At 46.5% G+C, this 11637-nt stretch carries 13 protein-coding genes and 1 pseudogene; 2 read left to right on the plus strand and 12 right to left on the minus strand.

Features of this window, described 5'->3' with window-relative positions; genetic code table 11:
* The first annotated feature begins 93 nt into the window (after window positions 1-93).
* Complete coding sequence (locus AC5JMF_RS00180) at window positions 94-684, plus strand: cytochrome c oxidase subunit 3 (protein ID WP_495793698.1); 591 nt, start codon at window positions 94-96, stop codon at window positions 682-684.
* A 108-nt stretch (window positions 685-792) separates the two neighbouring features.
* Here the strand turns inward: AC5JMF_RS00180 and AC5JMF_RS00185 are convergent, their stop codons facing one another.
* The 7 genes from AC5JMF_RS00185 to AC5JMF_RS00215 all read right to left on the minus strand — a co-directional run bounded on the left by AC5JMF_RS00185 (window position 793) and on the right by AC5JMF_RS00215 (window position 4294).
* On the minus strand, window positions 793-1182 hold the full coding sequence (locus tag AC5JMF_RS00185; protein ID WP_495793699.1) for a type II toxin-antitoxin system VapC family toxin: 390 nt from the start codon (window positions 1180-1182) through the stop codon (window positions 793-795).
* On the minus strand, window positions 1169-1414 hold the full coding sequence (locus tag AC5JMF_RS00190) for an AbrB/MazE/SpoVT family DNA-binding domain-containing protein (protein ID WP_495793700.1): 246 nt from the start codon (window positions 1412-1414) through the stop codon (window positions 1169-1171). Before AC5JMF_RS00190 ends, AC5JMF_RS00185 begins: the two co-directional genes overlap by 14 nt.
* Window positions 1415-1848: 434 nt before the next feature.
* Complete coding sequence (locus AC5JMF_RS00195) at window positions 1849-2814, minus strand: DNA-methyltransferase (RefSeq protein WP_495793701.1); 966 nt, start codon at window positions 2812-2814, stop codon at window positions 1849-1851.
* A 150-nt stretch (window positions 2815-2964) separates the two neighbouring features.
* Window positions 2965-3192: a hypothetical protein gene (locus AC5JMF_RS00200; protein ID WP_495793702.1), complete on the minus strand. Its 228-nt coding sequence runs from the start codon at window positions 3190-3192 to the stop codon at window positions 2965-2967.
* Window positions 3193-3195: 3 nt separating this feature from the next.
* Window positions 3196-3669, minus strand: coding sequence for a type II toxin-antitoxin system VapC family toxin (locus tag AC5JMF_RS00205; RefSeq protein WP_495793703.1), 474 nt, complete (start codon window positions 3667-3669; stop codon window positions 3196-3198).
* A gap of 81 nt (window positions 3670-3750) precedes the next feature.
* A complete protein-coding gene (locus tag AC5JMF_RS00210) occupies window positions 3751-3897 on the minus strand; it encodes a hypothetical protein (RefSeq protein WP_495793704.1) in 147 nt (48 codons plus the stop codon).
* A 241-nt stretch (window positions 3898-4138) separates the two neighbouring features.
* Window positions 4139-4294, minus strand: a complete 156-nt coding sequence (locus AC5JMF_RS00215; protein WP_495793705.1) for a hypothetical protein — start codon at window positions 4292-4294, stop codon at window positions 4139-4141.
* Here AC5JMF_RS00215 and AC5JMF_RS00220 point away from each other — a divergent pair.
* Entirely contained in the window at window positions 4284-4577 is a 294-nt protein-coding gene (locus AC5JMF_RS00220) for a DUF3854 domain-containing protein (protein ID WP_495793706.1), read from the plus strand. The two genes, AC5JMF_RS00215 and AC5JMF_RS00220, sit on opposite strands and share 11 nt — an antisense overlap.
* Here the strand turns inward: AC5JMF_RS00220 and AC5JMF_RS00225 are convergent.
* From AC5JMF_RS00225 to AC5JMF_RS00245, 5 genes and pseudogenes are all read right to left on the minus strand, one after another.
* A complete protein-coding gene (locus AC5JMF_RS00225) occupies window positions 4561-7347 on the minus strand; it encodes an Ig-like domain-containing protein (protein WP_495793707.1) in 2787 nt (928 codons plus the stop codon). The two genes, AC5JMF_RS00220 and AC5JMF_RS00225, sit on opposite strands and share 17 nt — an antisense overlap.
* Entirely contained in the window at window positions 7344-8930 is a 1587-nt protein-coding gene (locus AC5JMF_RS00230; RefSeq protein WP_495793708.1) for a TIGR03032 family protein, read from the minus strand. The genes AC5JMF_RS00225 and AC5JMF_RS00230 overlap by 4 nt, the downstream gene beginning before the upstream one ends.
* An 84-nt stretch (window positions 8931-9014) precedes the next feature.
* A complete protein-coding gene (locus AC5JMF_RS00235; RefSeq protein WP_495793709.1) occupies window positions 9015-11234 on the minus strand; it encodes a hypothetical protein in 2220 nt (739 codons plus the stop codon).
* Window positions 11225-11485 carry a hypothetical protein gene (locus AC5JMF_RS00240; protein ID WP_495793710.1) on the minus strand — a complete coding sequence of 87 codons (261 nt, stop codon included), beginning with the start codon at window positions 11483-11485 and terminating at the stop codon, window positions 11225-11227. The genes AC5JMF_RS00235 and AC5JMF_RS00240 overlap by 10 nt, the downstream gene beginning before the upstream one ends.
* Before the next feature lie 2 nt (window positions 11486-11487).
* Window positions 11488-11625: pseudogene (locus AC5JMF_RS00245) on the minus strand (IS5/IS1182 family transposase); the annotation flags it as partial.
* Window positions 11626-11637 lie beyond the last annotated feature (12 nt).

Genomic DNA, 11637 nt, shown 5'->3' on the forward strand with positions numbered 1-11637 from the left:
AGGGACGCGGAGAGTTTGAGATGAGATAAATGCGATCGCATTTATTTAAACTTGCGCCTCTGCGTGAGACAAATACATAGGAGTATTCAAGCAATGCAAAGTTCAATGATTTCAGAAGAATCGCACGAGCATACCCATGATGAAGAAGGCAGCAAGATGTTCGGCTTCATTGTGTTCTTGCTTTCAGAGACTTTCATTTTTCTCGGTTTTTTTACTGCATATATTGTCTATAAAACAACAGTTGCCGACTGGTTGCCTGCTGGTGTTTCCGGGCTGGAAGTCATAAATCCGGCAATTAATACGGTAGTTCTTGTTTCCAGTAGCTTTGTCATCTACTTAGCAGAACGCGCCCTTGCACGCCACGATTTGATGAAATTTCGCCAGTTTCTTTTGTTAACGATCGCAATGGGAAGTTACTTTTTAGTTGGACAAGCGATCGAGTGGAGTCATCTTGCTTTTGGCTTTACCACAGGTGTCTTTGGTGGGATGTTCTACTTACTGACAGGCTTCCACGGTTTGCATGTTCTCACAGGTATTTTATTGCAGATACTTGTTTTGGGTCGCTCTTTCATTCCTGGTAACTACGACACAGGTCATTTTGGTGTCAATGCCACTTCTATTTTTTGGCACTTTGTTGATGTCATCTGGATTGTTTTGTTTATCCTGATTTATATCTGGCAATGACACTCGGTGGTTTGAAGTTTTGTGCGGAAGATAGCTTTGCAAAATAACCTTGAACTCTCACAGATAACCTCTGTTCCGTCCGCACCAACGCAGTGTTAGCTGGCGGCACTACTCCAGACATTTAAACCCCTTTTCACCCTTCAGCTTACCATCAAAACTCCAGGTGTCTGTGCAACCTGCTTGACGAGATACTGCTCCAATCAGGTAATCAGAAAAATCAGCTTTACCCTGCCTGTATTGCTGTAGAGCCTGGTCAACCGTTGATCGGTTTTCAAATTCAAAGGCTGCACTATGCAACATAGCCTCTAGCACATTAATGATCTCGTCCTTGCGAAAGCCGTAGTTTGCTCCCCTAAGCACCCAAACCAACTCACATAGAACGATATTGGTGATAAAGCAAGGCTGATTCTGCTGAATGACCGTAACAGTCTGTTGCCATTGCTGTTCATCATCTCTGGTGAGATATCGAACGAGCATATTGGTATCAAGTCCAATCATTCGCACCCTCAGAGATGGCTGTTTCCATATCCTCAAGGGACGCTCGTTGAATGCCAGGGCGATGGAGGATGCCGGATAAGTCTTCTACGGCAACGTTGAGGGGAAAGAGTTTGACTTGACCGTCTTCGTCGATCACAAATTCGATTCGGCTGCCGCTCACTAGCTTGAGATGCTGCCGAATTTCGTCAGGCAGGGTAATTTGTCCGGTATTGGTCACTGTTGTACTGAGCATAGCTAGGATTGCCGCAAGTGAGCTTAATACCCAAATTTTAACTCCTGTATGGTCGCAAGTTTTTTAAAAACCTTCATTTTAATGCTGTTCTGCTCACTTTAAAATTCCTACTTTGGCTATTTCTTGTTGCGATCGCGCTTGGCGGCTCCTTTCGGAGCATCGGAGCCTACTAAGCTGGCGCTGTAACTCTGTCACAGATACTAAATCTGCTGACGATCTATTATCCATTGGGGAATTATCCATAGTACTCATCGCTTGCTTTGCAACTTCAAAGTTAGTGTCTATTGTAAGACAATCAATTGTAAGAGAATATTACGAGTTTGTTCCTGAAACTGCTGTGGTAGATCGGCAAACATTTTACGATGTTTCTGGATCTAACTCTTGCGTCTTACCTGCACGATGTTCAGCTGCATGACCAACTAAAGTCGCCAAACTCATCGTATAAATTCTCTTCTTGCCGCGTTTCTACGATCAAAGGCAATCCATTCTTCTTTGGTCATGCGACGAACATTCTCTATACGTTTGGATGCCCAATCATTGTACTCAATATTGAAGTCACACCCCATCCAACGTCGATTTAGTTGTTCTGCAACTACTATGGTTGTTCCTGAGCCTGAAAATGGATCAACAATCAAATCTCCTTCTTTAGAGGATGCAAGGACAAATTTCCTCAATAGTTCTTCAGGCTTTTGTGTAGGATGAGGTGTTGTCTCACCCATGCCATTACAAGTAGTAGGAATTTCTATTACATCTTTAGGCTTTGCACCTTTTGGATTGGGTGTCCAGTTATCGCGCTTCTTTGATGATCCTTTCCCATAAGCACTTGTTTCTGCTTGTGGATGTGAAGGATATTTCAACGTATGTGCACCATAAGGAATTCTTACATCATCAATATTTAATTTGATCCCATCAGATTTGCGAAAATGAATAATGCTTTCATGAGAGCGTCCCCAGTTACTACCTAAATTTGCTTTGTTTTTGTAATGCCAAATTAGCCAACGGCAACTTCTAAAATATCTTGATGCTGGATGTTTGAGATCAGCCAGGATTTCGGAAAAACCACAAATGTAGAGAGAACCTGTTGGTTTTAGAATACGAGAGGATTGACTAATCCATTGAAGCGACCATTCAATGTACTGCTCCTGATTCTCAAAATCATCCCAATCAGCTTTTTTAATGTTATATGGTGGATCAGCAAAAATTAGATCAACGCTCTGAACCTCAAGGGATTTGAGCCAGTCGATTGAATTACCCTGATACAGTTTTCCATGAGGATGTTCATATTGCAGTTGAAATCCTTCTGTTAAAGGCTTCAGTTCTTGCCGTCTCATCAATTGTGGCGTTGCCACAACTTCTAAAGATAATTGGGTTGTCTTGAGAATTTGATTGGAACTAACCACCCCTGCTGACCTCTACTAACGCACGAGCGTCTAGGAGCAAATTATAGTACACATTTACAGCTTAACCAGATCTTATAGGACTATTTAACCTGGAATACCTCACAGGTAACGCTCTAGCAAGGTCTCCACCAAAAACTAGCAGGCTAACGGCTAAGTTGAGCGGCGGCTAGTATCCTTTGCATCCTCACCAAAATCTCTCGCTCGTCCGCTCCAACGTGTTGTTAGACCGTGCTTTCGCGACAAGCTCACAACTTCTTTGCCACTTTCAGCTTCCTTCTTGCGTAAGTCTTCAAATATTGCGTCCAGGTCATAATTCAATGACTTTGCGTATGCTTCGCGAATTTGGTGAATCTCTTCTACAATCTCATCTTGCCACATGACCTAATCTCCCATCAGTTCGTTTGGGGTGCAGAGAACAGGCAGCACATAGCCGAAGTCGAGACTAATTTCTGCTAGCTTTCCCTGGATTTGAGCGTTAGCAATATGCTTACAATTCCAAGTTAGCAGATAATCCATGCCGTGGACGGTAGCAGCAGCGATGTGAATCGCATCAACCCTCGCTTTTGAAGGCAAATTGCTTCGGAGCAGAAGTTGTGCAGCTAGACTCTGCACATCCTGGTTTAATGACAACAATGAAAAATCGCGCAGCATCTCCAGCCTTTGAGCAGCGATCGTTGGATCTCCCTGTGCCACTTCCTCTAAAACAGCCTCAGAAGCATAAAGAGTGAAGGCGCTTCGACGAGATTCCCACCAGTCTTTTGTGATCTCCATGTTTGCAGCCAAGATTAGGTTTTTGGTTGATCTGGATGTGAGATAGCCCAAGATGCTGGTTTCGATGTAGACCGTTTCGCTCATATGGAATAGGCTTGAGGTCTTCCCATTTTACAACTGTCTGGCTCAAGGACTATGTTAAACCGCGACCCTGCAATGATGCATTTAGGGCTTCAAAACTTCTTTTGCACCTTCAATAAAGAATTTAGCGACAGGGTGATCAATCATCTTTTCCAAAGCTGCGAAGCTTCCTGCTTTCATTCCCCGCAGAATTCGGGATTTTAGCTCAGGACTTTTCTCAACTTCATCCACAGCTTTAGCAACCAGAACTCTAGGACTATCACTTGGATAATCGACGGAAAGTTGATCTAGCAGAACTTTAATATCTTTTTTAGTGATTTCGCCTAATTATCAGCTTCCCGGTTGTACCCAAACGGATAACTCTGCGGTCTAACGTTTCTGTTGAGCGGTAGCCAGTAACTTTTGTATTACTATTAATATCTTGAAGCTATCCGCTCCAACAGGATTGTTATGCGTTGCCATCTTCACACCCCTATTCAGGCTTAATCCAACCTTTAACAATTGCTTTACCAACATTGATATAAGGATTATCTAAAAATTCTTCAATTGCAGTTTCACCGCCAGCTTGTAAAGCACTAGCTACTCTACGTTTGAAGCTAGGAGTAGTTTCATCATTGATGTATGCCACTTTCTCAGAATCAGTTGCAGCAGAGTTTGTCTATGTAACGATTACAATTGTCGAAGGCGTCAAAAAAGCAGCTTGTCTATTGACTACTGGTGACGCTGCGATCGCAATTCCTGGTGTTAACGCTGGCTACCGTACACCAACTGATGAATACTCTAGGTCATTTTCAAAAATACAGCATTTTCTGAGCGCACCTGCGGAATCTGGGTTACCAACTCCTAAAACTATGTTTTTATACAACACAGTTTTAGGAGTCAGTAGATTGAGATTTACGCTTGAATCATAAAATCGCTAGCAGTTAAACTTGGCTTGCCATCGAGAGTGGCAAACTGACCACCAGTGCCAAAACCAGGCGCAGTACCATTTTCGTTATAGAACAAGCGTCCATTCACAGCATCGTAGACAATCTTGGCACTGCTAATGCCCTCCAAAATAGTCAATTGGAACAAGTCAAAACCAATACTCTTAAAATCACCTGCACTACTGAAACCATTTCCGGGATTAGAACTAAGGACACTGAAAGTGGTTTTATCCAAAACAATCTTGTCACCTTCAGAACGCTTGAAGTCAGTAATTTTATCGATACCAACACCAGACTGAGTGAAAGTAGCATTAGTGTTGAAAAGGAATCTATCAGCACCAGTTCCACCTGTTAGCACGTCATTCCCCGCACCACCAGCGAGAGTATCATTCCCCGCACCACCGATGAGAGTATCATTGCCTGCTTCGCCACGCAGATGATCGTTGCCACTCTTGCCATCGATTCTGTCATTACCGCCTTGAGCGTTAATTACATCATTGGAATTGTCAAAACCAGAGGTGTTGTTATTCAGGTCATTGAGGAACGTCACCGCATTCTTTTGGAAGATGCCGCTAGCATTAAAGTTAGCATCGAAGACATCAAAACTGTCGCTGGGGCTGGTTTGTCCATCAAACAGGATATTGGCTAAAGCCGGTCTACTACCTGATGCGGGCAGATTATCTAGGTTTTCCAGCTTGAAGTTTTGCACTATGACTTTGGTGTTGGCAACATTATCAAAAGTGACTTCTAGATTGTTGCCATTTGCAGTTAGTAGCAGATTTTTAGCACTTAAGCCAGTACCAGTAAATTGCAGCGTGTCAATATTGGCGATTACTGTTGCATTGGGATTTGTACCTTTGCCAACACCGCCAAAGTCGGTGATGGTGTCAGTGCCATCGCCAGGGCGAATAATAAAGGTGTCTCTTCCACCACCACCTGTAAGGGTATCGTTACTAGCTTTGCCATCAATAATATTGTTGCTAGCTGTGCCTTTTAGAGTATCGGCATTGGGAGTTCCCGTTAAGTTAAGGGGAGTGATACTCAAATTAAAGATATCGCTGACACTGGCATTAGCTGTGTCCTTGGCAGTAACTTTGACGTTGATGTTACCGACATTGGCGGCTTTTGGTGTGCCACTGAAGGTGCGGGTGTTGGCGTTGAAGGTTAGCCATGAGGGTAAAGGATTGCCGTTGTCAAGGGTGGCAGTGTAAGTTAAAGTGTCGCCAGCATCGATATCAGCAAAGGTGTTGGCAGCAAAAGTGAAGTTGAAGGCACTATTTTCTGTTGTAGTTTTGTCGGGCAGGGCGTTGGCTAGGGTTGGTGCATCGTTAACTGGGTTAATTGTGAGATTGACGGTGGCGGTGCTAGTGCCTCCATTTCCATCAGCAATGGTATAAGTAAACGAGTCTGTGCCGTTAAAGTTGGCATTGGGAGTATAAACCAAAAAGTCATCGGTTGTATTTGCTGGAGTGGCGTTATCGTTGAGGGTAACGGTTCCGTTGCTGGCATTGGTAAAGCTCTCGATGCTTAAGGGGTCTGAATCGGCATCGCTATCGTTAGTGAGGACGCTGATGTTAACCGGGGTATCTTCATTGGTGCTGGCACTGTCGTTCACAGCGACAGGTGCATCGTTAACTGGGTTAATTGTGAGATTGACGGTAGCGGTGCTAGTGTTTCCATTTCCATCAGCAATGGTATAAGTAAACGAGTCTGTGCCGTTAAAGTTGGCATTGGGAGTATAAACCAAAAAGTCATCGGTTGTATTTGCTGGAGTGGCGTTATCGTTGAGGGTAACGGTTCCGTTGCTGGCATTGGTAAAGCTCTCGATGCTTAAGGGGTCTGAATCGGCATCGCTATCGTTAGTGAGGACGCTGATGTTAACCGGGGTATCTTCATCCGTGGTTGCGGTGTCATCATTGGCAACGGGGGGTTGGTTAGACACAACGGGAGTGTTCTCGAAGAACAGGATATTGCCGTCATTATTCCCGACGAAAGCATCGAGATCCCCATCGCCATCGATATCGGCAAACGTGGGCGCGGCAGAATATCCCACATCCGTGAGTCCGAAGTTCCCCGCCTCTTGGCTGAAAACCGGAGCCGTGACCGTTCCCGTATTGCGGTAGAACACCGTATTGCCGTCAAAATTCCCGACTATTGCATCGAGATCCCCATCCCCATCGATATCGGCAAACGTGGGCGCGGCAGAATATCCCACATCCGTGAGTCCGAAGTTCCCCGCCTCTTGGCTGAAAACCGGAGCCGTCGCCGTTCCCGTATTGCGGTAGAACACCGGATTGCCGTCATTATTCCCGACTATTGCATCGAGATCCCCATCCCCATCGATGTCGGCCAACGTGGGCGTGGCATTTAAACCCACATCCGTGAGTCCGAAGTTCCCCGCTTGTTGGCTGAAAACCGGAGCCGTCGCCGTTCCCGTATTGCGGTAGAACCGCGTATTGCCGAAACGTTCCCCGACGAAAGCATCGAGATCCCCATCCCCATCGATGTCGGCGAAGGTGGGCGAGGCAGAACCCCCCACATTCGTGAGTCCGAAGTTCCCCGCCTGTTGGCTGAAAACCGGAGCCGTCGCCGTTCCCGTATTGCGGTAGAACCGCGTATTGCCGAAACGTTCCCCGACGAAAGCATCGAGATCCCCATCCCCATCGATATCAGCCAGGGTGGGCGTGGCAATAGTCCCCACATCGGAGAGTCCGAAAGGGTTAGTCACAGGGGATAAAAAGTTTGGGTCAGTCATGGTTGGTTTTCTCCTTTTTTAGATATGTGTTTGAAAGCTGTTTCTACAGCTTGGTTGAGTTGCTCCCATTGCCAGTTCAACTTGCGTAGTAATGGCACGAGGGCAAGATTGGTGAAGTCGTCCTTCGGATAGCTCACCTGTACTCGCTGGCATCCGTTTTTCATCAATTCGACTTCTAAGGCTTGGAGTGTGCGGGTGCCGATGCCTCGATTTCGGCACTCCGGCAACACTAAAAACGAAATCAGTTCGGCTACGCCATTATCTAAGAGTTCGGCTATAGCAAAACCGACGATTTCCCCGTCTAGCGATGCGGAAAGTCCGAGCAATTCTCCCCGTTGCGGTTGAGTTAGCCAGCGTTGGCTCAGACGGGGAAAGGTCAAAGCATCATAAGGCAGCAAATTTCCTGGGTTGAGATGGTACACACGCTGATATTTAATCGCCGAAGGGGTAATCTCCCTCAATTTGGGCAATCCAGCCACAGGTGCTTTAGCTCCCTGACTGGGGCGTTCGGCGGTGGGTTTGGTAATCACAATGCCCTCCGAACCGGGAAACGTCACCAGACGCTCGATTTCATCACTTTGCAATCCCAAAGCTTGGGGACGGCGCACTCCCGGCAGCACCACCACATCAAATAATTCCTCGACCACCCCTTCTAACTGAAGCCAGTGCAGCACTTCTCCCGTCGTCAGCGAAATTGCCATTAGTCCACATTGAGGGACATTTCCCTGCTTGGCTAACCGTTCCTCTAAGACTAATCCGCTAAACGTCCGCGCTCTGAGTTTGGACAATCCCACCAGTGCCACATCCCCCCAAAACGCCAAACCCCTGACAAATCCTGGACAGAAAGCGATGGGGACAAATTGACCGCCCTCAATATATCCCAGTTCTCCCGTTCCGGAATTGAGTAGCCACAACTTCCCCTTGTACCAACGGGGTGAATGGGGCATCGATAAACCACTCACGACGATCTCGTTATTGGGAACATCGATAACCACTCCTCCATCTGAGCGACAGTGCCGCCAACCCGCCGCCGTATCGGTACTACTGCAAGCGGTGACATAAGCGGGTTTTCCCTCCACTAACGCCAAACCATTGAGATGACAGCGATCTTCAGCCACCAGCTTAGAAATAAACGGCGGTTGCCACAGGGGAACAAAACTGTAATCGGGACTGAGCGTCGCCAGACAGCTAAAATCGGTATTGACAAAAATTAGATTATGTGCATCTTCCAGGACAACATCATGGACATTGATATCTCCTGTAAAGTAGGCGGTACGGGGGACATAGAGGCGATCGCATTCCCCATACTTTTCTCCTGCCTCTAAAAGATTCTCGAAATGCCAAAGTTGGTAACGGCTACTCATGTAGAGGCTACTGCCTGCTGCATATAGTCCCATCGGTTTGTCGAATAGTCTTTCGTGTACTTTCAGATGTCCTTGTGCTTGGCTACTGACGAAAAAAAGGCGGTTGGTTTGGTAGGTGGTGCAAGCAAGACTTAGATTCTCCTGTGCTAGCCACAAGGAAAACTGTTGACTAGCGGCAATTTTTAACGCTGGGGTAGAATTTGCTGATGTTGTCTGCATTATCCAAAGTTGGAGTTGTAGAAGATGCCCCTTTTACAGATGCAATTAAAGCGATCGCCATTTAATATATAGTTGGCGCGCGAATTACGCTTGAATCATAAAATCGCTAGCAGTTAAACTTGGCTTGCCATCGAGAGTGGCAAACTGACCACCAGTGCCAAAACCAGGCGCAGTACCATTTTCGTTATAGAACAAGCGTCCATTCACAGCATCGTAGACAATCTTGGCACTGCTAATGCCCTCCAAAATAGTCAATTGGAACAAGTCAAAACCAATACTCTTAAAATCACCTGCACTACTGAAACCATTTCCGGGATTAGAACTAAGGACACTGAAAGTGGTTTTATCCAAAACAATCTTGTCACCTTCAGAACGCTTGAAGTCAGTAATTTTATCGATACCAACACCAGACTGAGTGAAAGTAGCATTAGTGTTGAAAAGGAATCTATCAGCACCAGTTCCACCTGTTAGCACGTCATTCCCCGCACCACCAGCGAGAGTATCATTCCCCGCACCACCGATGAGAGTATCATTGCCTGCTTCGCCACGCAGATGATCGTTGCCACTCTTGCCATCGATTCTGTCATTACCGCCTTGAGCGTTAATTACATCATTGGAATTGTCAAAACCAGAGGTGTTGTTATTCAGGTCATTGAGGAACGTCACCGCATTCTTTTGGAAGATGCCGCTAGCATTAAAGTTAGCATCGAAGACATCAAAACTGTCGCTGGGGCTGGTTTGTCCATCAAACAGGATATTGGCTAAAGCCGGTCTACTACCTGATGCGGGCAGATTATCTAGGTTTTCCAGCTTGAAGTTTTGCACTATGACTTTGGTGTTGGCAACATTATCAAAAGTGACTTCTAGATTGTTGCCATTTGCAGTTAGTAGCAGATTTTTAGCACTTAAGCCAGTACCAGTAAATTGCAGCGTGTCAATATTGGCGATTACTGTTGCATTGGGATTTGTACCTTTGCCAACACCGCCAAAGTCGGTGACGGTGTCAGTGCCATCGCCAGGGCGAATAATAAAGGTGTCTCTTCCACCGCCACCTGTAAGGGTATCGTTACTAGCTTTGCCATCAATTATATTGTTGATCGATGTGCCTGTGAGGGTATCGGCATTGGGAGTGCCTGTCAAGTTGACTGACGCGAACCGCTGGGCGTAGATTCCATCACTACTGCCGTCCTGATCGGTACTCTCCCAAGCGATGACAAAGTTGCCGTTAGCGTCCACTCCCACAACGGGATCGTCTTGATTGTTGGTGGTGTAGGTATTAACCAGGAATTCACCGCTATCTGGGGTACCATCAGCGTTATAGCGCTGGGCGTAAACCCCATTGAGATCGCCATCCTGACCGTTACTCTCCCAAGCGATGACAAAGTTGCCGTTGGCGTCCACCGCCACAGCAGGGTCTGCTTGAGAGGAGGTAGTGAAAGTATTGACCTGAAATTCGCCCCCATTGGTAGTGCCATCCGCGTTGTAGCGTTGGGCGTAGATCCCATCACTACTGCCATCCTGATCAGTACTCTGCCAAGCGATGACAAAGTTGCCGTTGGCGTCCACTGCCACAGCAGGGGTACTTTGACTGCCAGTAGTGAAAGTATTGACCTGAAATTCGCCGCCATTGGTGGTGCCATCGGCATTGTAGCGCTGGGCGTAGATTCCTTCAAGACTGCCATCCTGACCAGAACTGTCCCAAACGATCACAAAGTTGCCGTTGGCGTCCACTGCCACAGTAGGGTTTTGTTGAGTGCTAGTAGTGAAAGAATTGACCTGAAATTCGCCCCCATTGGTGGTGCCATCAGCGTTATAGCGCTGGGCGTAAACCCCATTGAGATCGCCATCCTGACCGATACTCTCCCAAACGATCACAAAGTTGCCGTTGGCGTCCACTGCCACAACAGGGTCTCTTTGAAAGTCGGTAGTGAAAGAATTGACCTGAAATTCGCCGCCATTGGGGGTGCCATCCGCGTTATAGCGCTGGGCGTAGATTCCATCAGCACTGCCATCCTGACCGGAACTCTCCCAAGTGATCACAAAGTTGCCCTTGGCGTCCACCGCCACAGTAACGTCATCTTGACTGCCGGTAGTGAAAGAATTGACCTGAAATTCGCCGCCATTTGTGGTGCCATCCGCGTTGTAGCGTTGGGCGTAGATTCCTTCACTACTGCCATCCTGACCGGAACTCTCCCAAGTGATCACAAAGTTGCCCTTGGCGTCCACTGTGATTGCGTGATCTGCTTGCCTATCAGTGGTGAAGCTATTGACTTGGAATTCTGAACCGACTGGTATTACTGGCATTGTTTGTTTCTCCAAAGTGAGTTTTGAGGTTGAAATTCATCCATTAAAGATTCTGGATGTAGCCAATAGGCATCCGGTGCGGTAAAGGCATCGCGCACTGCTTCCATCTCGGTATTGAGAATGGTGGGGCGCATTTTTCCGGGGAGAAATTGCACTTCACATAGTTCCTGTACTCCACTGGTAAATTCAAAAAGTCCAATTTGTTGTCCACTACGGCAATCTACCACCACTACACCGCTAATTAACTGCATCTATAATTCCAGATTTTCAAGATTTTTAGACGACGATTTACGTGTTCAACAGTGATTCTTAATCGATTGAGTTCTCGATGAGATTTCTTTTGTTCTTTTGTTAACCTTCTAACTCTTGGTTTTTTAATTGGTGTTTGACTCTGCATTTGAGT

Source organism: Desmonostoc vinosum, from assembly GCF_059505385.1.

Coding starts and splice junctions, on each gene's coding strand:
- AC5JMF_RS00180 (WP_495793698.1), top strand. CDS start 94: ATGCAAAGTTCAATGATTTCAGAAGAATCGCACGAGCATACCCATGAT.
- AC5JMF_RS00185 (WP_495793699.1), bottom strand. CDS start 1,182: ATGATTGGACTTGATACCAATATGCTCGTTCGATATCTCACCAGAGAT.
- AC5JMF_RS00190 (WP_495793700.1), bottom strand. CDS start 1,414: ATGCTCAGTACAACAGTGACCAATACCGGACAAATTACCCTGCCTGAC.
- AC5JMF_RS00200 (WP_495793702.1), bottom strand. CDS start 3,192: ATGTGGCAAGATGAGATTGTAGAAGAGATTCACCAAATTCGCGAAGCA.
- AC5JMF_RS00205 (WP_495793703.1), bottom strand. CDS start 3,669: ATGAGCGAAACGGTCTACATCGAAACCAGCATCTTGGGCTATCTCACA.
- AC5JMF_RS00220 (WP_495793706.1), top strand. CDS start 4,284: ATGTATGCCACTTTCTCAGAATCAGTTGCAGCAGAGTTTGTCTATGTA.
- AC5JMF_RS00225 (WP_495793707.1), bottom strand. CDS start 7,347: ATGACTGACCCAAACTTTTTATCCCCTGTGACTAACCCTTTCGGACTC.
- AC5JMF_RS00230 (WP_495793708.1), bottom strand. CDS start 8,930: ATGCAGACAACATCAGCAAATTCTACCCCAGCGTTAAAAATTGCCGCT.
- AC5JMF_RS00235 (WP_495793709.1), bottom strand. CDS start 11,234: ATGCCAGTAATACCAGTCGGTTCAGAATTCCAAGTCAATAGCTTCACC.
- AC5JMF_RS00240 (WP_495793710.1), bottom strand. CDS start 11,485: ATGCAGTTAATTAGCGGTGTAGTGGTGGTAGATTGCCGTAGTGGACAA.